Origin of the sequence: Amycolatopsis sp. ATCC 39116, from assembly GCF_000231075.2 — a bacterium.
Lineage (GTDB): Bacteria > Actinomycetota > Actinomycetes > Mycobacteriales > Pseudonocardiaceae > Amycolatopsis_E > Amycolatopsis_E tucumanensis.
Map to the genome: position 1 here is coordinate 138,451 of NZ_AFWY03000010.1, position 23,163 is coordinate 161,613.

Here is a 23,163-nt window from a genome sequence, read left to right on the forward strand (position 1 = left end):
GACCGCAATTGCGCGAGAATCGGGAACATGGCGAACACGAGCTCGCGGACGCTGCGGTTGCTGTCCCTGCTGCAGACCCACCGGTACTGGCCGGGCAGTGAACTGGCCGAGCGGCTGGGCGTCTCGCCGCGCACCCTGCGCCGGGACATCGACCGGCTGCGCGAGCTGGGCTACCCGGTGGAGGCGCAGCGCGGTGTCGACGGCGGCTACCAGCTCGCCGCGGGCGCGTCGCTGCCGCCGCTCGTGGTGGACGACGAAGAGGCGGTGGCGCTGACCGTCGGACTCCAGACGGCCGCGCAGAGTTCGGTCGACGGCATCGCGGAGTCGTCGGTGCGGGTGCTGGCGAAGGTCGTGCAGGTGATGCCGGCCCGGCTGCGCCGCCGGGTCGACGCGCTGCGGGCGATGACCGTGCCGGCGACCTGGCCCGGCGCGTCCGCGCCCCGGATCGACCCCGGCCTGCTCACCACGATCGCGCTGGCCTGCCGGGACAGCGAACGCATCCGCTTCGGCTACACCGACGCCGGGGGCCGCGAGTCCGAGCGGGAGGTCGAGCCGTTGCGGCTGGTCCCGCTCGGGCGGCAGTGGTACCTGGTGGCCTACGACCTCACCCGGCACGCGTGGCGCAACTTCCGCATCGACCGGATCAGCGGTCCACGCGGCACCGGCGCCCGGTTCCGGCCACGCGAACTGCCCACCGGCGACGCCGCCGAGTTCGTCCGCAGCTCGCTCGGCGCGCTGCCGCAGCCGTACGAGGTCGAAGTCGTCGTCGACATCCCGGCGGCGGTGGCGCGCGAGCGGATCGGCCGGTGGGGCACGGTCGAGGAGGTCGACGAGGGCCGGTGCCGGGTGCGGATGACGACCGCCTCCCTGGACTGGCCCGCGCTGGCGCTGGGTTCGCTGTGCGCCGAGTTCCGCGTGGTCGGGCCGCCCGAGCTGCGTGATCAGCTGCGGGAGTGGGCGGGCCGGTTCAGCCGGGCCTGATCGCCGCGGCGGGCGTGCACGAAGACCGTCAGCGTGGCGGCCAGGAACACGACCTGCATGAGCGTGCGCGGGACGATCTGGTCGTCCCATGCGGTGAGCACGCCGCTCTGCACCGCGTAGACGTTCGCCGGGAACATCAGCACGAGCATGGCGGTCAGCCCGGCCGCGGCCCACGGGGCGGTGCGCGGCCACAGCACACCGACAGCGCCGGCCAGTTCCAGGACTCCGGTGACGGTCACCAGCAGAGCAGGCGCGGGCAGCGCCAGCGGGACCATGTCGATGAGCTGCTCCCGCATGCCCACGAAGTGCGAGATGCCGGTCGCGGTGAACATCGCGGCGACGCCGCCGCGCACGGCCATCGGCCACGGTCTGAGCCACCGGACCCCGGCCGCGCCGGCGAGCGCGAGGACCAGCGTGACGACGATCAGGATGATCAGCGGTGCCATGGTTCTCCTCCACATCTTGTCAGTGACAAGATTGCCCTCACGTCCGCATCTTGTCAATGGAAAGATATGCTGGGGGCATGGCTGAGCGCTCCTACCACCACGGCGACCTGCGGCGCGCGATCCTCGAAGCCGCCGCCGAGACGATCGGCGAGCACGGCGTCGCGGCCCTGAGCCTGCGCGAGGTGGCGCGACGGGCCGGCGTGTCACACGCGGCGCCGGTGCACCACTTCCGCGACAAGGCCGGCGTGGTGACCGCGCTGGCGACCGAGGGGTACGACCTGCTGGCCGACGCCCTCACCGCTGCCCGGGACCAGGGCCTGGTGGAGATCGGCGTCGCGTACGTGCGGTTCGCGGTGGGGCACCGCGCGCACTTCGACGTGATGTTCCGGCCGGACCTGCACCACGCCGAGGACGCGGACCTGCTGGCGGCGCGGCAGCGGGCGTGGGCGGTGATGGCGGACGCGGTGTCGGAGGGGAAGCTGGCGCAAGTCGCGGCCTGGTCGATCGTGCACGGTTTCGCGACGCTGTGGCTCAGCGGCGCGATGCCGCCCGAGGTGACCGGGGATTTGGAGGCGTCCGCCCGGGCGGTGGCGGAGATGCTGGCACCGGGCGGCGCGGGCCGGTAGCCGGAGTCCCGGAGCGCTCGCGCCGGGCAGTCAGGCGGGAAATCCGACCGGGCGTCGCGGAATCCCTCGCGCCGGGCGGCCCGGGTCGGCAGGCCCGGCACCCCGCCACGCCGGCGGGAGCCGAGGCGCGGGGTGCCGCAGCGCGGGCGCTCAGCGGGAAGCAGCGCAGGCCACGCTGTGGCAGGCGGGGGCTCAATCCGGTAGCCGCGCGCCCTGGCGCTGCAGTTCCTCCCGCACGGCGGCCGCGCTCACCGCACCCCGGGCGCTCAGCGCCGCGGCCACCCCGGCCGCGTGGCCGGTCGCGAAAGCGGTTCCCATGGCGCGCAGTGAAGCGCCCGCACCGCGGTCGCCGTCCACGGTCCGGCCCGCGCAGAACAGGTTCGGCGTGTTCCGGCTCCACAGCACGCCCAGCGGGATGCCGTAGTAACCCGGCTCGCCGATGAACCGCCACTCCGACGGCACGCCCACCCCCGGGTGGTACTCGATCGGCCACGCGCCGATCGCCACCGCGTCGTCCGCGGGGGCCGGCGACAGCACGTCCTTCTCGGTCAGCTGGACCCGTCCGACCAGGTGCCGCGACTCGCGCGTGCCCAGTTCCGGGCCCGTGCTGACGATGTAGGCGTCCGCGCACCCCGGCAACGTCCGGATCACCCGCAGGTACGCCGCGGCCTGCCGTCGTGCGCTGCGTTCGGCTCGGCTCGTGTCCGCGGCGTCGCGCGCGTCGTAGCCCTCGTCCGCCAGGTACGTGATCAGGTCGCCGGACACCGGCATCCGCGCGATCAACCCGGATTCCGCCGTCAGACCGGGCACACCACGAGCCTTCGCCGCCCGGACCGCCTCCCGCACCGCATCCCGCGAGACCTCGGCGTTCGCCGCGATCCCGCCGAACCGCACACCCAGCGTGCCGTTCTGCACCCAGCCGTCGTTGCCGTACCGCACCTCCGCGCCCGCGTGCTGCGCCAGGTCGGCTTCACCGGTGGCGTCCACGAACACGTCCGCGGAGTACTCGTGCACCCCGGCGTGATCGGCCACCCGCACCGTCCGAACGCGATCGTCCACTCTGGACGCGTCCAGCAGGTGCGAGTGCAGCAGCACGTCCACCCCGGCGGCGTCGCACAGGTCGTCGGCGACCCGCTTCACCGCTTCCGGATCGAACACCACCGCCACCGCGGTGAAGCGCGTCGGCTCGCTCACCGCGCCCAGCTCGCGCAGCCCGTCGAGCACCTCGCCCGCCACGCCGAACACCACCTGCTCGCGGTCCTCCCGCGTGAACAACCCGCAGTACGTCACCACGTTCCGCAGCGTCGCCGCCCCGCCCAGGCACGGTCCGCGCTCGATCAGCAGCGTCCTGGCCCCGGCCCGCCGCGCGCCGACCGCCGCGGCGATCCCGGCCGAACCGCCACCGGCGACGATCACGTCGTAGTTCACACAGCCTCCTTCTCGCGATCCGGCGCCGGCTGCTGTTCGCGGACGCCGAGCATGAGCAGCGCTCCCACGAGCGGGCCTGCGGCCAGCGTGGCGAACGCCGCGAAGAACGAATGGGTCGCCTGGAACACCGCGCCAAGCACCACTGGCACGACCGTGCTGCCGAGCTGCCAGAACGCGTTCGTCGCACCGGCCGCCGAACCGGCCAGACCGACCCCGGCGATGCGCGGGATCATCGCGACCATCAGTGGGCTGTAGACGTAGGCCGCGACGCCGAGGAACGGCGCCACCCACAGGAAGCCGGTCAGGCTGTCCCGCGTGCCGAACACCAGCAGCGCCACCACGAACGCGCCGAGCACGACGACGGTCAGCGCCTTCCGCCTGCCGCCGAGCAGGTCGGACACGAACCCGATGCACGGCTTGGCCACGATGGCGGCGATCCCGAAGATCGCGACCACGCCGCCCGCCTGCACCCCGGTCAGGCCGTTGCCCTTGACCATCAGCGCGTTGGACCACGTGATGAACCCGTAGGTGCCCCACAGGCCGCCGAACCCGGCCAGCCCGAGCAGCCACAGGTCACGCGAGCGGGCCAGCGGGCGCAGGTCCGGCACCGCGCGTTCGGCCGCGTCTTCCGCCCGGGTGCGCACCAGGAGCAGGCACAGCACCGCGATGACCATCGAGGCGCCGCCGAACACGTGGTACGACGTCTGCCACCCGGCGGATTCGAGCAACCGCGGCACGACCGCGTTGGCGATCACCGTGCCGAGCGAGGTCGCGGTCATGAACACGCCCATCGCGAACCCGCGGTCCTTCGGCGTGAACCACTGCGCGATCAGCTTCACACCGGCCGAGTAGTCGCAGCCGGCGAAGATCCCGACCGCGGCCTGGAAGGCGATGCCGACCGGCACGGAGTCGGTCTCGCCGAACAGGATCATGAACCCGCCTGCGAGGAACAGCGACGCGCCCATCACGACCCGCGCGCCGAGCCAGTCGGTGAGGACGCCGCCGGCCGCGTTCGAGATGACGTAGCCGACGTAGTAGCCGGTGGCGAAGACGCCCAGACCGGTGAGCGAGACCCCCAGGTGCTCGCCCACCGCGACCGACGCCGGTCCCCACGTCGACCGGTCCACCGACGTCATCGTGAACGCGGCCCAGGACAGCACCAGCACCACCCAGCGGTACGGGTCCCGGCCGGGAGTTCGACTCATCGTTGAGCGTCCCTTCTCCATTGATGTCCTGCCTGAGAGGCAGGGAGTAGTACACGTGCCTTGACACGCGCCTGTCCAATGCCGGTTAATCAGCCCGGTCATGCCTCACAGGCAGGGGAGAAGCGCGTGGAGCTGCGTCACCTGCGGTACTTCGTCGCCGTCGCGACCGAGGGCTCGCTCACCCGTGCGGCGGAACGGCTGCACCTCACCCAGCCGTCACTGAGCCGTCAGATCCGGCAGCTCGAACGGGACATCGGGGCGCCGCTGCTGGAGCGCGGGGCGACGGGCACGACGCTCACGCCGGCCGGCGCCGCGCTGCACGCGCACGCGGTGCTCCTGCTGCGCCTGGCGGACGCCACCAGGGAGACCGCACACGCGGCCGCGGGCCGGTCCCGTGAGGTGGTGGGGATCGGCATCCCGCCCGGGCTGTCCGCGGAGTGGCTGCTGGACACGCTGGCCGCGCTCGACGCGGCGGTCCCGCACGCGGCGGTCGCCCTCACCGAGGCGAGCAGCACCGAGCAGCTCCGGATGGTCCGCGAGGGCAGGCTCGACCTGGGCCTGGTGCACGAGCAGCCGGCCGGCAGCTTGCGGGGCGCGCGGTTGTTCGACCAGCCGTTCGGGGTCGCCGTCCGGCCAGGGCACCCGCTGGCCGACGGCCCGGCGTGCCGGCTGCGGGACCTGGACGGGGTGCGGATCCTCGCCCACGGGAGGCAGCAGGTGCCGGTCGCGCACGACCGCCTGGTCGTCGCGGCGCACGACGCGGGTGTGGTGCCGCTGTGGCAGTTCGCGCAGTTCTCCGAGCACGCGCGGGCATGCGCCGAGGCGACGAAGTCGGACGCCGTGTTGCTGACCGAACACTCCGCGACGCGGCTGCTGCCGGGCTGGCCGTGGCGGCCGGTGGTGGACCCGGCGCTGGAACTGGTGACGTGGCTGGTGTGGCCCCCCTCGACGCGCACCGTGGTGGACGAGGTGGCGCGGACGATCAGCGACCGGTGACGCGCGGGAGGCGCGGGGGGTGTCCCTATGGGGTTGTCAAGCGGCAGCGGGCGTCGGGGCTGGGTGTCGGTAGTGGGTTTTGTTGCGGAGCATGGCGTAGATGACGTCGCAGCGGCGGCGGGCGAGGCAGATGAGTGCGGCGTTGTGTTTCTTGCCCTCGGCTCTTTTGCGCTGGTAGTAGGCCCTGCTGGTGGGGTCGGAAAGGGCGGCGAAGGCGGCGAGGAAGAAGGCGCGTTTGAGTTTGCGGTTGCCGGTGTGGGCGGGGTGTTCGCCCTTGATGCTGGTGCCGGAGCTGCGGGTGACGGGGGCGATGCCGGCGTAGGCGGCCAAGTGGCCGGAGCTGGCGAAGTTCGAGGCGTCGCCGATCTCGAGCAGGATGCGGGCGGCGGTCCTGACTCCGATGCCGGGCATCGAGGTCAGGACCCCGGCGAGAGGGTGCGCATCGAGTATCTCCTCAACTTCGGTGGCAAGCTGCGCCCGTTGCTGCAGCACAGCTCTCAGGCTGTCCGCCAGTCGCGGGAGCACCGTGTCCGCGGCAGCGGTGCCGGGAACGGTGACGGTTTGCTCGCCGAGCGCGGTCATGATCGCTTCAACGAGCTTGTCGCCCATGCGAGGTGCGTGGACCTTCGCGATCGCGGCGAGTTTGCGGCGCCCGGCCTTCGCGATGCCGGTCGGCCCACCGCAACGCGACAGGATTTCCAGCACCGCCGGATGACTGATACGAGGTCCGATGGTGCGTTCCAGCGCCGGATGGATGCCGGTGAGCAGGCCGCGGATGCGGTTAACCAGGCGTGTGGCTTCGCTGGCCAGGTCGTCGTCGAAGCCGACCAGCACATCGAGCTCGGCCAGAGCCTCGTCGCCGACATCAACCGGGCGCAGCGCGTGAGGCAGCGAGCGAGCGGCGTCGGCGATGATGAACGCGTCCCGGGCGTCGGTTTTTGCCTTGCCGGGGTAGAGATCGGCGATGCGGCGCATCGCCAGACCAGGCAGGTAGGCGACCTGGTGTCCGGTCGCGCGGGCGACCGCGACCGGCAGCGCACCGATCGTGGCGGGCTGATCGACCACCACCAGCAACGGGCCATGCTGGGCGAGCTTGTCGAACAACGCCCGGAGTTTGGGCTCGCTGTTGGGCAGTGGCCCGTCATGCAGCCGCTTTCCCTCGGGGTCGAGACCGACCGCGTGGTGGGCGTCCTTACCGACATCGAGCCCGAGGAACACACCATAACTGCTGGTCATGCACGGTATCTTTCGCTCGTCGCGGGCGGCCGCCGGTCAGGCATCGATGGCCGGCACCCACGTTACGACGAGACCTACCCAGCGGTGGCCGTGTCCCTATCAGCGGTCCTTCGATGCCACCAGGCCCGGCGACACCACCCCCCGGATCATGGACTCGACTGGGGGCATCAGTCATACCGAACCTGGCGACCACAACTCCCTGCTCAGGAGCCACGAAAAAGGTAACGGGGGTGTCCCTATGTGGTTGTCAAGCGGCGGCGGGCGTGTTTTTGGGTTGCGGGGTTCGGTAGTGGGTGTGGTTGCGGAGCATGGCGTAGAGGACGTCGCAGCGGCGGCGGGCGAGGCAGATGAGGGCGGCGTTGTGTTTCTTGCCCTCGGCTCTTTTGCGGTCGTAGTAGGCCCTGCTGGTGGGGTCGTGCAGGGCGGCGAATGCGGCCAGGAAGAACGCCCGTTTGAGCTTGCGGTTGCCGGTTCGGGCGGGGTGTTCGCCCTTGATCGAGCTGCCGGAGGTGCGGGTGACGGGGGCGATGCCGGCGTAGGCGGCCAGGTGGCCGGAGCTTTTGAAGGCGGAGGCGTCGCCGATCTCGAGCAGGATGCGGGCGGCGGTCCTGACTCCGATGCCGGGCATGGAGGTCAGGACCCGGGCAAGAGGGTGCGCATCGAGTATCTCCTCTACCTCGGTGGCGACCTGGCTGCGTTGCTGGAGCACGGTTTTCAGGCTGTCGGCGAGTCGGGGCAGGACGGTGTCGGCGGCGGTGGTGCCCGGGACGGTGACGGTCTGCTCGTCCAGTGCGGTCCAGATGTCGGCGACCAGTTTTTCGCCCATGCGGGGCGCGTGAGTGGTGGCGATGGCGGTGACTTTGCGGCGGCCGGCTGTGCGGATGCCGGTCGGTCCGCCGCAGCGGGACAGGATCTCCAGCACCGCCCGGTGGGTGACGCGAGGCCCGAGAACGCGTTCGAGGGTGGGGTGGATGCCGGTGAGCAGGCCGCGGATGCGGTTGCTCAGCCGGGTGGCTTCACCGGCCAGGTCGTCGTCGAACCCGACCAGCACTTCCAGCTCGGCCAGGGCCTCGTCACCGGGGTCGACCTGGCGCAGGGTGTGGGGCAGGCTGCGGGCGGCGTCGGCGATGATGAACGCGTCCCGGGCGTCGGTCTTGGCGGTGCCCGGGTAGAGATCGGCGATGCGCCGCATGGCCAGGCCGGGCAGGTAGGCCACCTGGTGCCCGGCCGCGCGGGCGACCGCGACCGGCAGCGCACCGATCGTGGCCGGTTGATCGACCACGACCAGCAGCGACCCGTGAACAGCAAGCGTGTCGAACAACGCCTGCAACTTGGCTTCGGTGTTGGGCAGCGGCCCGTCGTGCAGCCGCTTGCCGGTCGGGTCCAGCCCCACGGCGTGATGGTTGCCTTTGCCGACATCCAGACCGAGGAACACGCCATAACTGCTGGTCATGCACAGTGTCTTTCGTCCGTCGCGGGTGGTCACCGGTCAGGGCATCGATGGCCGGCACCCACGTTACGACGAGACCTACCCAGCGGTGGCCGTGTCCCTATTCAGCGGTCCCTCGATGCCACCAGGCCCGGCGACACCACCCCCCGGATCATGACCTCGACTGGGGGCATCAGTCATACCGAACCTGGCGACCACAGCTCCTTGATCAGGAACCACGAAAAAGGTAACGGGGCGGGAGCCCGCCACCAGGTCGAGCAGCTCGTTGATCTCCATGGCCCGCACGTTGACCGTCGAGAGCGCAAGCCTGTCGTGGTCGTGTGTAAGACTTCCGGGCGTGGCGAACCCCGGGTTGGATCAGGCAGCGAAGTTCGAACTGGCACGTCTCATCACCGAGCTGTCGGTGGTGCACGGCAAGGTGACGCTGGCCTCCGGCAAGGAGGCCGACTACTACATCGACCTGCGGCGGGCCACGCTGCACCACGCGGCGGCCCCCCTCATCGGCCGGCTCATGCGGCAGCTCACGGCGGACTGGGACTACGTGGCGGTGGGCGGGCTCACCCTCGGCGCGGACCCGGTCGCGACCGCGATGCTGCACTCGGCGTCGGCGGACGGGAAGGTCCTCGACGCGTTCGTGGTGCGCAAGGCCACGAAGTCGCACGGCATGCAGCGCCGCATCGAGGGCATCGAGGTCGCCGGGCAGCGGGTGCTCGCCGTGGAGGACACCTCGACCACCGGCAGCAGTGTGCTGACCGCCGTCGAGGCGCTCACCGAGGCGGGCGCGACCGTGGTCGGCGTGGCGACGGTCGTCGACCGCGGCACCGGCGCGCGTGAGGCCATCGAGAAGGAAGGCCTCACCTACCGGTATCTGCTGGACCTCGACGACTTGGGTCTGTAGCCGATTCACGCCGCCCCCTAGGGGGAAACCCCGAAGTGATCTCCGGAATTCGAGTCGACATTCCTGCCTTGATCAGGAGTAACCTCGATACCAGGGGAATCGCGGGAAGGGGGCGGCGTGACGATCGCGGGAGTTCTGGCCGACATAACGGTCGGATTACACATTCTGGCCCTGCTTTACATCGGCCTCGGCGGGTTTCTCGCCTGGCGCTGGCCGCGCAGCATTTTCGTGCACGTGTTCTTCGCCATCTGGGGTGTGGCGGTCAACGTCTTCCCGATCCCCTGCCCGCTGACGGCGCTGGAGGACTACTTCCGCGGCCTGCAGGGCCTTGGCCCGCTGCCGGGCGGCTTCAACGCCTACTACCTCTACGACACGGTGTTCCCGCGCTCGATGCTGCCGGTGGTCGCCGTGGTCGCGCTGGCGCTGGTGGTCTTCTCCTACGCGGGCGCGTACCTGCGCTGGAAGCACCGCGAGCACCCGTCGACGCACGCCATGCCGCAGGCCTAGGACACAATCCTCCGTGTGGTCATCCTCCTGATCCTGCTCGGCATCCTGCTCTGCGGCGTGGTCGCCGGGCTGGTCATGCGCCCCCGCGCGCGGGCCACGCAGGACGCCTTCGCCGACGGGGTGCAAGCGCTTGCCGCACGCACCGGGTGGCGGCCCGGCCACGCACCGCTGCCGCCGCTGCAGTCGACGTTCGTGACGATCGACGACGTCCTCGGGTCGAGCAACCACCTCCCGGCGGAGGTGTCGCCGCGGATCACCACCCAGACCGTGTTCTTCACCACCGAGCACATCGCCGCGGTGTTCCCCGGTGAGCTGGCCCAGCAGGACCTCACCACCGCGACCGCGGACCTGCTCGCGGACCTGTCCGGGGCCCGCCGATGAGCGAGGAGACCGGCCCGACCGAGTGGACCGCCCGGGAACCGGTCGGCGTCGGCCCGTGGGAGGGCGAGTGGCCCACCGGTGCGCACTACGACCCCGAGCTGCTGGCCGAAGGCGACCGCCGCAACGTCGTGGACGCCTACCGGTACTGGCGGCGCGAAGCGATCGTCGCCGACATCGACCGGCGACGGCACCCCTTCCACGTCGCCATCGAGAACTTCCAGCACGACCACAACATCGGCACCGTGGTGCGCACCGCGAACGCCTTCGCCGCGGCCGCCGTGCACATCGTCGGGCGGCGGCGCTGGAACCGGCGCGGCGCGATGGTCACCGATCGGTACCAGCACCTCGAACACCACCCGGACGTGCCGTCACTGCTGACCTACGCGCGCGACCGCGGCCTGGCGATCGTCGCCGTGGACAACACCCCCGGCTCGCAGCGCGTGGAAACCGCTGAGCTGCCACGGGAGTGCGTGCTGCTGTTCGGCCAGGAAGGCCCCGGCCTGTCCGCCGAGGCGCACGACGCGGCGGCGGTGGTCGTGTCGATCGCGCAGTTCGGCTCCACGCGCTCGATCAACGCCGGGGTCGCCGCCGGCATCGTGATGCACGCCTGGATCAGGCAGCACGCGGACCTGTCGGCGGCCTGGTAGGCGTCACCTCGACCGGGATCCCGTTCAGCACAGCGGTTCCGGACAGCGCGTCCAGCAGGGTCTCGTCGGCCACCAGGTTGCTGTTCACGCCCGCGTGCGCCGCCGCGACCGCGGTCTGCGTGCCCGGCCCGCCGTGGCCCCAGCCGTGCGGGATGCTGACCACACCCGGCCGGATCTCCTCGGTCACCTCGACCGGCACCTCGATCTTGCCCGCCTTGGAGCTGACCAGCGCCGGCTCCCCGTCGGCCAGTCCGAGCCGCTCCGCGTCGTCCGGGTGGACCTGCACGGTGCACCGGTTCTTGCCGCGCACCAACGGTTCCAGGTTGTGCATCCACGAGTTGTTCGACGACAGCTGCCGCCGCCCGATGAGCACCAGCTCGCCGTCCGGCACGTGCGCGAGTTCCGCGGCCAAGCGCGGCACGTCCGCGGTGATCGCCTCCGGCGCCAGCTCGACCTTCCCGCTCGCCGTCGACAGGATTTCCGGCAGGCGCGGGCGAAGCGGCCCGAGGTCCACGCCGTGCGGGGCGGCTTCGAGGTCCGCCAGGGTCAGGTCGTACGGCCCGGCGCGCAGCATCAGGTCGATCAGCCGCGCCGGCCCGCGCCGGTTCCCCGCGACGGCCGGGTCGAGCCCGGCGCGCTGCGCGATCTGGCCCGCGAGGAACGCGTCCAGCGCCTCGATGTCCGGATCGGGGCCCTGCCCGGTGACGATGCTGGTGAGCCGCAACATGGTCGCCCACTCCGGCGGCAGCTCGCTGGTCAGCGCGGCCGGGGTCCAGTTCGCGACGTTGCGCACGGCCAGCTGGTACAGCGCGACGTCGTAGTGCTCCCGTTCGAGCGGGGTGGGGCCGGGCAGGATGACGTCGGCGTGCCGGGTCGTCTCGTTGCGGTAGATGTCCAGCGACACCATGAAGTCCAGCCGCGCCAGGGCTTCCGCGAGCCGACCGGCGTTCGGGGTGCTCAGGCACGGGTTGCCGCTGACGGTGATCAGCGCGCGGACCTGGCCGTCGCCGGGCGTGAGGATCTCGTCGGCCAGCGTCGCGACCGGCACCTCGCCGAGCACCTCCGGCAGACCGCGCACGCGGGTGCGCCAGCGGCCGTGCCGGAACGGGCGGCGCTTGCCGGGCGCGCTGTTCGCCTGCCCGGCGGCGGCGAGCGGGAACATCACACCGCCGGGGCGGTCCAGGTTGCCGGTGAGGACGTTGAGCACGTCGACCAGCCAGCTGGCGAGGGTGCCGAACGCCTGCGTGGTGGTGCCGATCCGGCCGTACACCGCGGCGGACTCGGCGGCCGCGAGCTCGCGGGCCATCCGGCGGATTTCGCCGGCCGCGATGCCGGTGACCGGCGCGACCGCCTCGGGGGTGAAGTCGCGGGCCAGTTCGCCGACGTCCTCGACGCCCGTCACGTGCTCGGCGAGGCGCCCAAGGCTCACGCTCCCGTCCGCGAACAGCACGTTGACCAGCGCGAACAGCAGGAGCGCGTCGGTGCCCGGGCGGATCGTGTGGTGCTCGTCGGCGACCTGCGCGGTGCGGGTCCGGCGCGGGTCGACCACGACCACCTTGCCGCCGCGCTCGCGGATCGCCTTGAGCCGCCCGCGCATGTCCGGCGCGGTCATCAGGCTGCCGTTGGAGACCAGCGGGTTGGCGCCGAGCACCAGCAGGTGCTGGGTGCGGTCGACGTCCGGCACCGGGATCGTCATGCCGTCGCCGAACAGGTAGCCGCTGGAGTAGTGCTTGGGCAGCTGGTCGACGCTGCCCGCGGTGTAGAAGTTCTTGGTGCCCAGGGCCTTGAAGAAGACGCGGCCGTAGAGCGCGGTCGACAGGTTGTGGACGCTCGGGTTGCCCGCGTACACGGCGACGGCGTCGCGGCCGTGCGCCTCCATGATCGGCAGCAGGCGCGCGTTGATCTCGGCGAACGCCTCGTCCCAGGAGACCGGGACGTGCTTGCCGTCGCGCTTGACGAGCGGGGTGCGCAGGCGGTCAGGGTCGTGGTGCAGCGCGGCCAGCGACGCGCCCTTGGGGCAGATGAAGCCGCGGGAGAAGACGTCCCCGGCGTCCCCGCGCACCTCGGTGACCTGGCTGCCGTCGAAGGTGACCGTCAGGCCGCAGGTGGCCTCGCAGAGCGGACAGGTGACATGCGCCGTTGCCATCCCCTGATCGTCGACGGAACCCAGCGACATGTCGAGGGCCAATCCATGATGGGTTCATGCACAGCGACTGGGCCGCCGCCGCGGAACGGGCGATCGTCACCCGGCACCTGCGCCGGCTCTGGGGACTGCCGGGCACGCTGCTCGCCCGGAGCGGCTGGCCGGCGACCCCCGATCAGCGGCTGCACGTGCACTGGAACTACTGGTGGCAGGCGCACCTCCTGGACTGCCTGACCGACGCGCAACTGCGGGACCCGACGCCGGCGCGCGAGGCCGCGATCGAGCGGTTCGTGTCGTCGATGCGGCTGCGGAACCGGGGCAGCTGGCGCAACGACTACTACGACGACCTGGCGTGGCTGGGCCTCGCGTTGCAGCGCACCGGCCGGGACGTGGGCTTCTTCCTCGGCGAGCTGCGGTCCGGCTGGACGACGGAGGGCGGCGGCGGCATCTGGTGGCGGCGCGGCGACCGGTTCAAGAACGCGCCGTCGAACGGGCCGGCGGCGATCCTGTTCGCCAGGGCCGGTGACGTGGAGCGGGCGCGGGAACTGCTGGACTGGATGGAGAAGACGCTCGTCGACCCGGACACGGGTGTGGTGTGGGACGGACTGCGGGTGGACAGCGGCGACCTCGTGCAGGAGATCTACACCTACTGCCAAGGGGTTTTCCTCGGCGCGTGCCTGGAGATGTCCGAATTGGACCAGGCAGCGCGCACGATCCGGGCGGTGGCCGCGAATTGCGCGCCGGGCGGGGTGCTGCGCGGCCAGGGCGGCGGCGACGGCGGGTTGTTCGCGGGGATCCTGGCGCGGTACCTGGCGCTGGCCGTGCACCGGTTGCCGCCAGGCCCGGAGGCGGACGCGGCGCGCGATCTGGTGCTCGCCTCCGCGGAGGCGGCGTGGACCGGAGCGGCCGACGCCTACGGCGGCCCGCTGTTCAGTCCGGAGTGGAACGAGCCGGCGCCCACCCCGCCCCTGCCGAAGAACCACCCGGCGCGGGACCTCTCGGTGCAGCTGGGCGCCTGGATGCTCCTAGAGGCGGCGGCCACGCTCTAAGGGTGGCAGCGAACGTGGAACTCGCGCCCGAGAACGCAGAACTCGCGTTCGTGAGCGTGGGACTCGCGCGCGGGAACGTGGGACTCGCCGAGCGCTCTAGAGGTGACAGCCGCAGGAGGCGCGGTGCATCAGGCGCGGCGGCAGGCGGACCGTCTCGTGTGGGCGGTCCGGGTCCTTGATCCGGGCCAGCAGCAACCGCACCGCGCGGCGGCCGATCTCCTCGATCGGCTGGGCCATCGTGGTCAGCGGCGGCTCCACCAGGTCCGACCACTCGACGTCGTCGAAGCCGGCCAGCGCCAGGTCCGCGCCGACCCGCAACCCCTGCCTGCGGACCTCGTGCAGCACGCCGACCATCATCGAGTCGTTGGCCACCACCAGCGCCGTCGGCCGGTCCGGCAGCGCGAGCAGTTTCGCGGTCGCCGCCGCGCCGCCCTCGCGCGAGGAGTGCCCGGACACCACCAGCTCCGGGTTCCACGACAACCCGCCGCGCCCGAGGCCGAGCCGGTAGCCCAGCGTCCGCTCCTCGGACGTGGTCAGCCCGGGCATCCCGCTGACGAACCCGATCCGCCGGTGCCCCAGCGAGGCCAGGTGCTCGGTCAGCGCCGACGTCGACTGGATGTTCTCCGACCCGACCTGGTCCACGTCGGTCCGCATGGTCAAGCGGTCGATCAGCACCGTCGGCAGCCCGAGCGACACCAGCTCGCTGATCACGCGACCATCGCCCGCCGCGGGGGTCAGCAGCATCCCCTCGACCCGCCGGGACCGCAGCGTCCGGACCGTCTCCTGCTCGGTCTTCACGGTGTCGTGGGTGTCGGCGAGCAGCACCGTGTACCCGGCCGCGGCGGCTTCGCGTTCGATCGCCTGCATCAGCGCCGCGAAGTACGGGTTGGCGAGCAGTGAGATCGCCACGCCGATCTGCCGCGTGCCGCCGGTGACCAGCGAACGGGCGATCGCGTCGCCGGTGTAGCCGGTCTCCTCGATGGCGCGCAGCACCGCGGCCTTGGTTTCCGGGGCCACCGCGCGGGTCCCGTTCACCACGTGTGAGACGGTGGTGATCGAGACGCCGGCCAGATCGGCGACGTCCTTCTGGGTGGGCCTGGACGGCATCAAAGTTCTCCATCGAGCACGAGCGATCCGCAAGCGTTTGCGCAAACGCTTGCCGGAGTAGTGTAAGCCCTCCTACCGTCCCCGTCGGCAAACGATCAGCCTCGATGGGGAGGGCAGCGTGAGACAGCGGAGTCTCCTGTGCCTCGTCACGGCCGGCTTGCTGGCCGTCAGCGGGTGCACCGTCGAACGCCACTGGGGCGGGAGTTCCGCTCCGGCGGGCAGCGGCCAGGCCAAGGTCGGCCTGGTGACGAAGACCGAAACGAATCCGTACTTCGTGGAGCTGCGCAACGCGGCGAGCGCCGCCGCGCAGGCCCAGGGCGCCGAGTTCATGGCGCTGGCCGGGCAGTTCGACGGCGACAACGACGGACAGGTCCGGGCCATCGAGAACATGGTCCAGCAGGGCGTCACCACCATCCTGATCACCCCGAACTCCTCGACCGGCGTGCTCGCCGCGATCGAGCGGGCGCGGCAGGCCGGGGTCATGGTGATCGCGCTGGACACCGCGACGGACCCGGCCGACGCGGTCGACGCCACCTACGCGACGGACAACGTCGCGGCCGGGCGGCAGCAGGGCGCCTACGTCAAGGCCGCGCTCGCCGGCGCCGCCCCGAAGGTGATCATGATCGACGGCACCGCGGGCAGCACGGTGGACACCTACCGGCACAACGGGTTCCTGGAGGGCATCGGCCTGAAGGACGGCGATCCGGCGATCGTCGGGCGGGACAACGCCAACGGCGACCAGTCCATCGCGCAGCAGAAGATGGAGAACCTGCTCCAGCGCAGCACGGACCTCAACGCCGTCTACACGATGAACGAGCCGACCGCGCGTGGCGCGTACGCCGCATTGCAGGCCCGCGGGCTGCGGATCCTGATGGGCTCGATCGACGGCGGCTGCCAGGGCGTGCAGAACGTGCGCGACGGCCAGTACGCGGCGACGGTCATGCAGTTCCCGCGCAAGATGGCCGAAGAAGGCGTCGCCGCCGCCGTGCGGTACGCGCAGACCGGCCAGAAGCCGAGCGGGTTCATCGACACCGGCTCGGTCGTGATCACCGACCGCCCGATGCCCGGCGTGCCCAGCCAGGACACCACGTGGGGCCTGCAGAACTGCTGGGGGACGAAATGACGGCGTCCACTGTGGAGCGGCGCGAGTCGCTCGGTGAGTTCTTCCTGCGCGCCCCGGCGATCGGGCCCGCGCTCGCGCTGGTGGTCGCTGTCGTCGTGTTCTCGTTGTCCACCAGCACGTTCCTGGAGCTGGACAACCTGTCGCTGGTGGTCGAGCAGTCGCTGGTGGTCGGCACGCTCGCGCTCGGCCAGACGCTGATCATCCTCACCGCGGGCATCGACCTGTCGAACGCGGCGGCGATGGTCCTGGCGACGCTGCTGATGGCGAAACTGCTGGTCGGCGGCGTCCCCGGAGGCCTCGCGCTCATCCTCGGCGTGCTGGTCACGGCCGTGCTGGGCCTGGTCACCGGTTCGCTGGTCACCCGGGTCAAGCTGCCGCCGTTCATCGTCACGCTCGGCTTGTTCACCATGCTCACCGCGGCGGCCAAGCTGGTCGCCGACGGCCAGGCGGTGCCGATCGCGCCCGACTCGCTGCTCGCCTGGCTCGGCACCCGCCGCTACCTGTTCGGCGGTATCCCGGTCACCTACGGCATGACGCTCGCGCTGGTCATGTACCTCGTGCTCTGGTACGCGCTGACCAGGACAGCGTGGGGCAAGCACGTCTACGCCGTCGGCAACGCGCCGGAAGCCGCGCGGCTGAGCGGCATCAAGGTCAACCGGACGATCGTGTCGGTGTACCTGGTGGCCGGGCTGATCTTCGGCATCGCCGCGTGGCAGGCGCTGGGCCGGGTGCCCAACGCCGACCCGAACGCCTACCAGCTCGGCAACCTCGACTCGATCACCGCGGTCGTGCTCGGCGGCACCAGCCTGTTCGGCGGACGCGGGTCGGTGTTCGGGACGATGATGGGTGCGCTGATCGTGACGGTGCTGCGCTCCGGGCTGACCCAGCTCGGCGTCGACTCGCTCTACCAGGACGTCGCCACCGGTGCGCTGGTGATCGCCGCGGTGGCCGTGGACCGGCTGGCCAGGAGGCAGAAATGACCCCGACACTCTCGGCGCGCGGCCTGGTCAAGCGCTTCGGCAGGGTGACCGCGATCGACGGCGCGGACTTCGACCTCGAACCGGGCGAGGTGCTCGCCGTGGTCGGTGACAACGGCGCGGGCAAGTCGAGCCTGATCAAGGCCCTGTCCGGGGCGCTGGTGCCGGACGCGGGCGAGATCTTCGTCGACGGCGAGCCGGTGCACTTCCGCACGCCGCTGGACGCGCGGCGCTGCGGCATCGAGACCGTCTACCAGGACCTGGCGCTGGCGCCGGCGCAGGACATCGCGACCAACATGTTCCTGGGCAGGGAGATCCGCCGCCGTGGCCCGCTCGGTCTGGTCCGCAAGCTGGACACGGCGAAGATGCGCGCCGAGGCCCAGCGGGTGCTCGACGAGCTGGACATCAAGATCAAGTCGATCACCCAGCCCGTCGAGACGCTCTCCGGCGGCCAGCGGCAGGGCGTCGCGGTCGCGCGGGCCGCGGCGTTCGGCACCAAGGCCGTGATCATGGACGAGCCGACCGCCGCGCTCGGGGTCGCCGAGTCGGCGAAGGTGCTGGAGCTGATCGACCGGATCCGGCAGCGCGGCCTGCCGGTCGTGCTGATCAGCCACAACATGCCGCACGTGTTCGAGATCGCGGACCGCATCCACGTGCACCGGCTGGGCAAGCGGGTCGGCGTGGTCTCGCCGAAGACGACCAGCATGAACCAGGTCGTCGGGCTGATCACCGGCGCGCTGCGCGTCGGGGCGGACGGCCAGGTCGAGGAGGTCGAGTCGGCGGTGCGGACGGGGTTGTCGGCGTGACCGTCCTGCTCGCGGGGCTGTGCACGGTCGATCTCGTGCAGCGGGTGGTGGAGCTGCCGTCCCCCGGCGAGAAGGTGCAGTCGCTCGGCGTCGAGGTGGCCGCGGGCGGGCCGGCGACCAACGCCGCCGTCACGGTCGCGGCCCTCGGCGAGGAGGCCGTGCTGGTGACGGCGCTGGGCAGGCACCCGCTCGCCGGGCTGGCCCGCGCCGACCTGGCCGCGCACGGCGTGCGGGTCGTGGACATCGCCCCCGAGCAGGACGAACCCCCCGCGGTGAGCGCCGTCGCGGTGCGTGACCGCGACGGCGAGCGGACCGTCGTCTCGCGCAACGCCGGGTCGAACCCGGGCGCCATGCCGTCCGAACTGCCGGACGGCGTCCGAGCCGTGCTGGTCGACGGGCACCTGCCGCGGCTGGCGCTGGGCGTGGCGCGCTGGGCTCGGGACCGGGGCGTGCCGGTCGTGCTGGACGCGGGCAGCTGGAAACCGGTGCTGGACGACCTGCTGCCGCTGGTCGACATCGCGGCCTGCTCGGCGCGGTTCCGCGCGCCGGGGCCGAGCCTGCGTGAGCGCGGGGTGCCCACGGTGGTCGTGACGAACGGCCCCGGCCCGGTGCGCTGGGAAACGAGCGACGATGCTGGTGAGATCGAGGTGCCGCGGGTGCCCGCGGTGGACACACTGGGCGCGGGGGACGTCTGGCACGGTGCGCTGGTCCACGGCGTCGGGAGGTTCGGGCTGCCGGAACTGATCCGGTTCGCCAACGGAGTGGCCGCGGAGAAGGTGCGGCACGCGGGGCCACGGACGTGGGTCCCGGAGGTAGGGAAGTTGGGAGTGCGATGACGAGTCCGACGTTCGACGAGCTGCTGACCAGGGCGGAGGGCCTGGTGACGCGCGGGAGGCGGTCCATCCTCGGGATCGTGGGCGCGCCCGCGGCAGGCAAGACCACCCTGGCGCGCGGGCTGGCCGACGCGCTCGGCAACCGCGCGGTCGTGGTCGGGATGGACGGGTTCCACCTGGCGCAGGTCGAGCTGCAGCGGCTGGGCCGGACCGACCGCAAAGGCGCGCCGGACACCTTCGACGCCTTCGGTTACGTGAGCCTGCTGCGCCGCATCAAGGAGACCAAGGAGACGGTGTACGCGCCGCTGTTCCGGCGCGAGATCGAGGAGCCGATCGCGGGCGCGGTGTGCGTGCCGCCAGAGGTGCCGCTGGTCATCACCGAGGGCAACTACCTGCTGGTCGACGAGGAGCCGTGGAGCGACGTGCCCGGGCTGCTGGAGGAGATCTGGTTCCTCAAGCCCGACGAGCAGGAGCGGATCGAGCGGCTGGTCAACCGGCACCGCCGCTACGGCCGCACGCTGGTCGAGGCGAAGGGCCGGGCGCTGGGCAGCGACCAGCGCAACGCGGACCTGATCGAGACCACCGCGAGCCGGGCCGACCTGGTGCTGGAGAACCTGCCGCTGCAGAACTTCGTGATATGAGCGGGGTCCTCGTCGTCACCGGGGGCAGCCGGGGCATCGGCGCGGCGGTCGCGACGCTGGGCGCCGCGCGCGGGTACGACGTAGTGATCAACTACGCGAGCGACACGGCGGCGGCCGAGGAGGTCGCCGCCCGGGTTCGCGCCGCGGACCGGAAGGCGCTGGCCGTCCGCGGCGACGTGGCGTCCGAGGAGGACGTGATCGCGTTGTTCGACGCGGCGGCCGGGCTGGGGCCGGTCACCGCGGTGGTGAACAACGCGGCGATCACCGGCAACACGCCGGGGCGGCTGGACTCCCAAGACGTGGCGACGGTGCGGCGAGTGCTGGACGTCAACGTGACCGGGGTGTTCCTGTGCTGCCGGGAAGCGGTGCGCCGGATGTCGACGCGGTACGGCGGGTCCGGTGGCGCAGTGGTCAACATTTCGTCCACAGCCGCGCGCACCGGTTCGCCCGGCGAGTGGACGCACTACGCGGCGACGAAGGCGGCGGTCGAGACGCTGACCTGGGGACTGGCGCAGGAGGTGGCCGGCGAGGGGGTGCGGGTCAACGCCGTGGCGCCCGGCCTGGTGGACACCGGCCTGCACGCGGCGGCCGGGCTGCCGGACCGGGTGGAGCGGCTGGCGCCGACGATCCCGCTCGCGCGCCCCGGCCGGCCGGAGGAGATCGCCGAGGCGGTCCTGTGGATGCTTTCGCCCGCCGCGTCCTACGCGGTGGGCGCGATCCTGCCGGTCGGCGGCGGCCGCTGACGCTGTCCACAGCCTGTGGATGAAAGTTCGAGTTGTCCACAGGTACACCCGTGGAAACCGGGAACCCGAACGGGACGTTGTCATTCCTGAGGGGGCTCGATCGGGTGAGAAGGGACTGCATGTCGAAGCTGACCGGAGTGCACCACTTGGCGCTCACGGTGACCGACGTCGACCGGAGTGTGCCCTGGTACGAGCGCGTGCTCGACCTGCGGGAGACCGGGCGGCGGGAGGATCCGGAGACCGGCCTGCGCAAGGTGCTGCTCCAGGCCCCCGGCGACGCGTTCTCGGTGGTCCTGCTGCAGCACCCGGACACCGAGCGCGGCCCGTTCGACGAGCGCCGGACCGGGCTGGACCACGTCGCGTTCACGGTGCCGACCTTCGCCGAGCTCAAGCAGTGGGAGCAGCGGCTCGCGGACTACGGGGTCGAGTACAGCCCCGCCAAGCAGTCGCGCACGCTGCCCGGCTCCGCGGTCATCGTGTTCCGCGACCCGGACGGGATCCAGCTGGAGGTGTGGGCCGGCATCGACTCCTGAGGCCCGGCGCTGTTGATCTGCGCGGTCGACCGCGAGAACCTGGTTCCACCACGCGACCGCGGTGGAAGCGCCAGCCCCCGGAGGACCGATGACGGACCGGATCTTCGACGCACTCGCCGACGCCGCCGCGGACCCGGCCGCCATCGGCTGGCTGTCCGGTGGCCGCGAGATCGGGTTCGCCGAGGTGGACCGGCTGTCCGACCGGTTCGCGGCCGGCCTGCTGCGGCACGGGATCCGGCACGGCGACCGGATCGCCGTCCTCGGCCCCACCGCGCCGGAATGGCTCGTGGTCTACTTCGCCGCGGCCAAGATCGGCGCGGTCGTGGTGGGCCTGAGCGTGCGCTACCGGGAGAACGAACTCGCCCACATGCTGCGTGACTCCGGAGCGCGCCTGGTGGTCACCGTGCCGTCGCACGACGGTATCGACTTCCCCGCGCTGCTCGCCGGCCTCGTCGAGACCGTGGTGACCTTCGGCGGCGACGGCCTGACCTTCGACGACCTCCTGGTCGACGGGCCGACGGCGGAGGCAGGGGCAGCGGTCACCCCGGACGACCCGGTGATGATCATCTACACCTCGGGCACCACCGGCACGCCCAAGGGCGCCGTCCTCACCCACCGCGGCCAGCTCGCGGCGGCTCGCTCGCAGGCCAGGCACATGCGCATGACCGAGCACGACGTCCTGCCGGTCGCCGTGCCGCTCAACCACGTCAGCGGGATCACCTGTTGCGTGCTGGCCGCACTCGTCGCACGGGCGCGCGCGGTCCTGCTGCCCGCCTTCGACCCCCGCGAGATCGCCGGTCTCTTCGCCACCGCGGGCCTCACCCTGTGGGTCGGGGTGCCCACGATGCACACGCTGCTGCTCAACCGTCCGGAGCTGGACGCGGTGGACACCTCGGCGGTGCGGCTGGTCGTCACCGGCGGCGCGAACGCCGAGCCCGCCCTGCTGGAGCGCCTGCACGCCCGGTTCCCGCGCGCGAGGGTGATGAACCTCTACGGGCTGAGCGAGACCGCGGGCGCCGTGTTGATGACGGCGTGGGACGACGACTTCGACACGACCGCGACCACGGTCGGCCACCCGCTGCCGGACGTCGAGATCAGGGTGGACGCCGCCGCGGACGGGACGGGTGAGCTGCTCGTGCGGTCGCCTTCGCTGATGGCCGGCTACCACGGCCGCCCGCGGGAGACGGCCGAGGCCTTCGCCGACGGCTGGCTGCGCACCGGCGACCTCGCGACCGTGACGGACACCGGCGCGGTGCGGCTGCGTGGGCGGGCCAAGGAGATGTTCGTGCAGGGCGGGTTCAACGTGTACCCGGTGGAGGTCGAGAACGTGCTCACCGCGCATCCGGACGTCGTGCTGGCCGCCGGGATCGGGGTGCCCGACCCGGTGCTCGGCGAGATCGGCCGCTACTACGTGGTGCTCGCGCCAGGGGCCACCGCGACCGCCGACGACCTGAAGTCGTTCTGCGCCGGGAAGATCGCCGACTACAAGGTGCCGAAGGAGATCGTCGTGCGGGACAGCCTGCCGCTCACCCCCGCGGGGAAGATCCAGAAGAGCCGCCTGCGCGACTAGCGCACGCCTCGGGGCTCACGGGCCGGTCCGGGAATGCGCCGCGGGCCTTGGCCAGGTCGATCTGCTCCTGGCCGCGCTCGGTCATCAGGCCCTGCTCGATCATGCGAGCGGCTCGCTCCTGGTTCACCCGGCTCCAGTTGCTGCCCGGCCGCCGCGGGGTGAAGCGCAGCCGGAAGCTGGTCGCGTCGTGCTTGCGGGCGTGGCTGTCGATCCAGCCGAAGCACAGCGCCTGCTCGATCGCCTCGCCGTAGCCGACGCTCGGCACCGGGCTGTCCTTGTGCTGGATGACCAGCCAGATCTCCCGCTCGGTGCCGCTGTGCGCGGCCAGCCAGTCCCGCCACTCCGCCGCGGTGCGCGCGCTGTACGTGGTCATCGCAGCATGTCCAGGTAGTGCTGGTTGAACATCACGCCGAGCACGTTGCCGAACGGGTCGACCACCGACGCCGTGACGAAGCCCGGCCCGCGTTCGATGGGCTTCTCGTGCTCGGTGGCGCCGAGGTCGAGCAGCCGCCGGAAGGCGCCCTCGACGTCGTCCACGTGCCAGTACACGATCGCGCCGTTCGCGCCCGGCTTCTCCGGCGCGTAGCGGCTGTCCTTGATGCCGAGTTCGTGCTGGTGGTCGCCGATGCGGAATTCGAGGTAGGCAGGCGGTCCGTCCAGCGGGCGGCGGAAGTACGGCTCGGCGCCGAGCACTTCGCTGTACCAGCGGGCGGCGGCCTCGACGTCGTCGGCGTAGTAGGTGACGGTGGTGAGTCCTCGCAACATTTTTCGGTCCTTTCTCCGGTGACAGGACCATGCTCGCGCCTAAAGTGCTCACCAACTGAGCACTTTCCGGAG

General features: G+C 71.7%; 25 protein-coding genes. 16 read left to right on the plus strand and 9 right to left on the minus strand.

Features of this window, described 5'->3' with window-relative positions; translation table 11 throughout:
- The first annotated feature begins 27 nt into the window (after nt 1-27).
- Nucleotides 28-981 carry a YafY family protein gene (locus AMY39116_RS0314630; protein WP_020418385.1) on the plus strand — a complete coding sequence of 318 codons (954 nt, stop codon included), beginning with the start codon at nt 28-30 and terminating at the stop codon, nt 979-981.
- On the opposite strand, the gene AMY39116_RS0314635 is transcribed toward AMY39116_RS0314630, so the two are convergent.
- Nucleotides 942-1,427 (minus strand): DoxX family protein, encoded by a 486-nt coding sequence (locus tag AMY39116_RS0314635; RefSeq protein WP_020418386.1) that lies wholly within the window; start codon nt 1,425-1,427, stop codon nt 942-944. The two genes, AMY39116_RS0314630 and AMY39116_RS0314635, sit on opposite strands and share 40 nt — an antisense overlap.
- 77 nt (nt 1,428-1,504) lie before the next feature.
- On the opposite strand from AMY39116_RS0314635, the gene AMY39116_RS0314640 reads away from it, so the two are divergent.
- Nucleotides 1,505-2,053, plus strand: a complete 549-nt coding sequence (locus AMY39116_RS0314640; protein WP_020418387.1) for a TetR/AcrR family transcriptional regulator — start codon at nt 1,505-1,507, stop codon at nt 2,051-2,053.
- A 192-nt stretch (nt 2,054-2,245) separates the two neighbouring features.
- Here the strand turns inward: AMY39116_RS0314640 and AMY39116_RS0314645 are convergent, their stop codons facing one another.
- Together AMY39116_RS0314645 and AMY39116_RS0314650 are read right to left on the minus strand one after the other, a co-directional pair.
- Nucleotides 2,246-3,481: an FAD-dependent oxidoreductase gene (locus AMY39116_RS0314645; protein WP_020418388.1), complete on the minus strand. Its 1,236-nt coding sequence runs from the start codon at nt 3,479-3,481 to the stop codon at nt 2,246-2,248.
- Nucleotides 3,478-4,686, minus strand: a complete 1,209-nt coding sequence (locus AMY39116_RS0314650; RefSeq protein WP_235716129.1) for an MFS transporter — start codon at nt 4,684-4,686, stop codon at nt 3,478-3,480. The genes AMY39116_RS0314645 and AMY39116_RS0314650 overlap by 4 nt, the downstream gene beginning before the upstream one ends.
- A 126-nt stretch (nt 4,687-4,812) precedes the next feature.
- Here AMY39116_RS0314650 and AMY39116_RS0314655 point away from each other — a divergent pair, with 126 nt between their 5' ends.
- Nucleotides 4,813-5,682: a LysR family transcriptional regulator gene (locus AMY39116_RS0314655; RefSeq protein ID WP_020418390.1), complete on the plus strand. Its 870-nt coding sequence runs from the start codon at nt 4,813-4,815 to the stop codon at nt 5,680-5,682.
- 36 nt (nt 5,683-5,718) lie between these two features.
- On the opposite strand, the gene AMY39116_RS0314660 is transcribed toward AMY39116_RS0314655, so the two are convergent.
- Both AMY39116_RS0314660 and AMY39116_RS0314665 read right to left on the minus strand, forming a co-directional pair.
- Nucleotides 5,719-6,918 (minus strand): IS110 family transposase, encoded by a 1,200-nt coding sequence (locus AMY39116_RS0314660; RefSeq protein WP_027935924.1) that lies wholly within the window; start codon nt 6,916-6,918, stop codon nt 5,719-5,721.
- 247 nt (nt 6,919-7,165) lie between these two features.
- Nucleotides 7,166-8,371, minus strand: coding sequence for an IS110 family transposase (locus tag AMY39116_RS0314665; protein WP_027935925.1), 1,206 nt, complete (start codon nt 8,369-8,371; stop codon nt 7,166-7,168).
- Between the two features lie 334 nt (nt 8,372-8,705).
- Between AMY39116_RS0314665 and pyrE the strand changes: the two genes are divergently transcribed.
- The 4 genes from pyrE to AMY39116_RS0314685 all read left to right on the plus strand — a co-directional run bounded on the left by pyrE (nt 8,706) and on the right by AMY39116_RS0314685 (nt 10,801).
- Nucleotides 8,706-9,266, plus strand: coding sequence for an orotate phosphoribosyltransferase (pyrE, locus tag AMY39116_RS0314670; RefSeq protein WP_027935926.1), 561 nt, complete (start codon nt 8,706-8,708; stop codon nt 9,264-9,266).
- 123 nt (nt 9,267-9,389) lie between these two features.
- Entirely contained in the window at nt 9,390-9,773 is a 384-nt protein-coding gene (locus AMY39116_RS0314675; RefSeq protein WP_027935927.1) for a DUF2784 domain-containing protein, read from the plus strand.
- A 15-nt stretch (nt 9,774-9,788) separates the two neighbouring features.
- On the plus strand, nt 9,789-10,154 hold the full coding sequence (locus AMY39116_RS0314680) for a hypothetical protein (RefSeq protein WP_020418395.1): 366 nt from the start codon (nt 9,789-9,791) through the stop codon (nt 10,152-10,154).
- A complete protein-coding gene (locus tag AMY39116_RS0314685) occupies nt 10,151-10,801 on the plus strand; it encodes a TrmH family RNA methyltransferase (RefSeq protein ID WP_020418396.1) in 651 nt (216 codons plus the stop codon). Before AMY39116_RS0314680 ends, AMY39116_RS0314685 begins: the two co-directional genes overlap by 4 nt.
- Here the strand turns inward: AMY39116_RS0314685 and AMY39116_RS0314690 are convergent.
- Nucleotides 10,767-12,947 (minus strand): molybdopterin-dependent oxidoreductase, encoded by a 2,181-nt coding sequence (locus tag AMY39116_RS0314690; RefSeq protein WP_027935928.1) that lies wholly within the window; start codon nt 12,945-12,947, stop codon nt 10,767-10,769. The two genes, AMY39116_RS0314685 and AMY39116_RS0314690, sit on opposite strands and share 35 nt — an antisense overlap.
- Before the next feature lie 56 nt (nt 12,948-13,003).
- Here AMY39116_RS0314690 and AMY39116_RS0314695 point away from each other — a divergent pair, with 56 nt between their 5' ends.
- A complete protein-coding gene (locus AMY39116_RS0314695) occupies nt 13,004-13,993 on the plus strand; it encodes a glycoside hydrolase family 76 protein (RefSeq protein ID WP_020418398.1) in 990 nt (329 codons plus the stop codon).
- Between the two features lie 96 nt (nt 13,994-14,089).
- Here the strand turns inward: AMY39116_RS0314695 and AMY39116_RS0314700 are convergent, their stop codons facing one another.
- Nucleotides 14,090-15,100: a LacI family DNA-binding transcriptional regulator gene (locus AMY39116_RS0314700; protein ID WP_020418399.1), complete on the minus strand. Its 1,011-nt coding sequence runs from the start codon at nt 15,098-15,100 to the stop codon at nt 14,090-14,092.
- A 118-nt stretch (nt 15,101-15,218) separates the two neighbouring features.
- Here AMY39116_RS0314700 and AMY39116_RS0314705 point away from each other — a divergent pair, with 118 nt between their 5' ends.
- From AMY39116_RS0314705 to AMY39116_RS0314740, 8 genes are all read left to right on the plus strand, one after another.
- Complete coding sequence (locus AMY39116_RS0314705) at nt 15,219-16,223, plus strand: substrate-binding domain-containing protein (protein WP_027935929.1); 1,005 nt, start codon at nt 15,219-15,221, stop codon at nt 16,221-16,223.
- On the plus strand, nt 16,220-17,203 hold the full coding sequence (locus AMY39116_RS0314710) for an ABC transporter permease (RefSeq protein WP_020418401.1): 984 nt from the start codon (nt 16,220-16,222) through the stop codon (nt 17,201-17,203). The genes AMY39116_RS0314705 and AMY39116_RS0314710 overlap by 4 nt, the downstream gene beginning before the upstream one ends.
- A complete protein-coding gene (locus tag AMY39116_RS0314715) occupies nt 17,200-18,006 on the plus strand; it encodes an ATP-binding cassette domain-containing protein (protein ID WP_020418402.1) in 807 nt (268 codons plus the stop codon). The genes AMY39116_RS0314710 and AMY39116_RS0314715 overlap by 4 nt, the downstream gene beginning before the upstream one ends.
- The gene (locus tag AMY39116_RS0314720; RefSeq protein WP_020418403.1) at nt 18,003-18,842 is read left to right on the plus strand and encodes a PfkB family carbohydrate kinase; all 840 of its coding nucleotides are present in this window, start codon (nt 18,003-18,005) and stop codon (nt 18,840-18,842) included. The genes AMY39116_RS0314715 and AMY39116_RS0314720 overlap by 4 nt, the downstream gene beginning before the upstream one ends.
- Nucleotides 18,839-19,480 carry a nucleoside/nucleotide kinase family protein gene (locus AMY39116_RS0314725; protein ID WP_020418404.1) on the plus strand — a complete coding sequence of 214 codons (642 nt, stop codon included), beginning with the start codon at nt 18,839-18,841 and terminating at the stop codon, nt 19,478-19,480. The genes AMY39116_RS0314720 and AMY39116_RS0314725 overlap by 4 nt, the downstream gene beginning before the upstream one ends.
- Nucleotides 19,477-20,223, plus strand: a complete 747-nt coding sequence (locus AMY39116_RS0314730) for an SDR family oxidoreductase (protein ID WP_020418405.1) — start codon at nt 19,477-19,479, stop codon at nt 20,221-20,223. The genes AMY39116_RS0314725 and AMY39116_RS0314730 overlap by 4 nt, the downstream gene beginning before the upstream one ends.
- A gap of 119 nt (nt 20,224-20,342) precedes the next feature.
- Nucleotides 20,343-20,756 (plus strand): VOC family protein, encoded by a 414-nt coding sequence (locus AMY39116_RS0314735; protein WP_020418406.1) that lies wholly within the window; start codon nt 20,343-20,345, stop codon nt 20,754-20,756.
- 88 nt (nt 20,757-20,844) lie between these two features.
- Complete coding sequence (locus AMY39116_RS0314740) at nt 20,845-22,326, plus strand: class I adenylate-forming enzyme family protein (protein WP_020418407.1); 1,482 nt, start codon at nt 20,845-20,847, stop codon at nt 22,324-22,326.
- On the opposite strand, the gene AMY39116_RS0314745 is transcribed toward AMY39116_RS0314740, so the two are convergent.
- Both AMY39116_RS0314745 and AMY39116_RS0314750 read right to left on the minus strand, forming a co-directional pair.
- Nucleotides 22,283-22,699: a YdeI family protein gene (locus AMY39116_RS0314745; RefSeq protein ID WP_020418408.1), complete on the minus strand. Its 417-nt coding sequence runs from the start codon at nt 22,697-22,699 to the stop codon at nt 22,283-22,285. The two genes, AMY39116_RS0314740 and AMY39116_RS0314745, sit on opposite strands and share 44 nt — an antisense overlap.
- Nucleotides 22,696-23,091: a VOC family protein gene (locus tag AMY39116_RS0314750; protein WP_020418409.1), complete on the minus strand. Its 396-nt coding sequence runs from the start codon at nt 23,089-23,091 to the stop codon at nt 22,696-22,698. Before AMY39116_RS0314750 ends, AMY39116_RS0314745 begins: the two co-directional genes overlap by 4 nt.
- Nucleotides 23,092-23,163 lie beyond the last annotated feature (72 nt).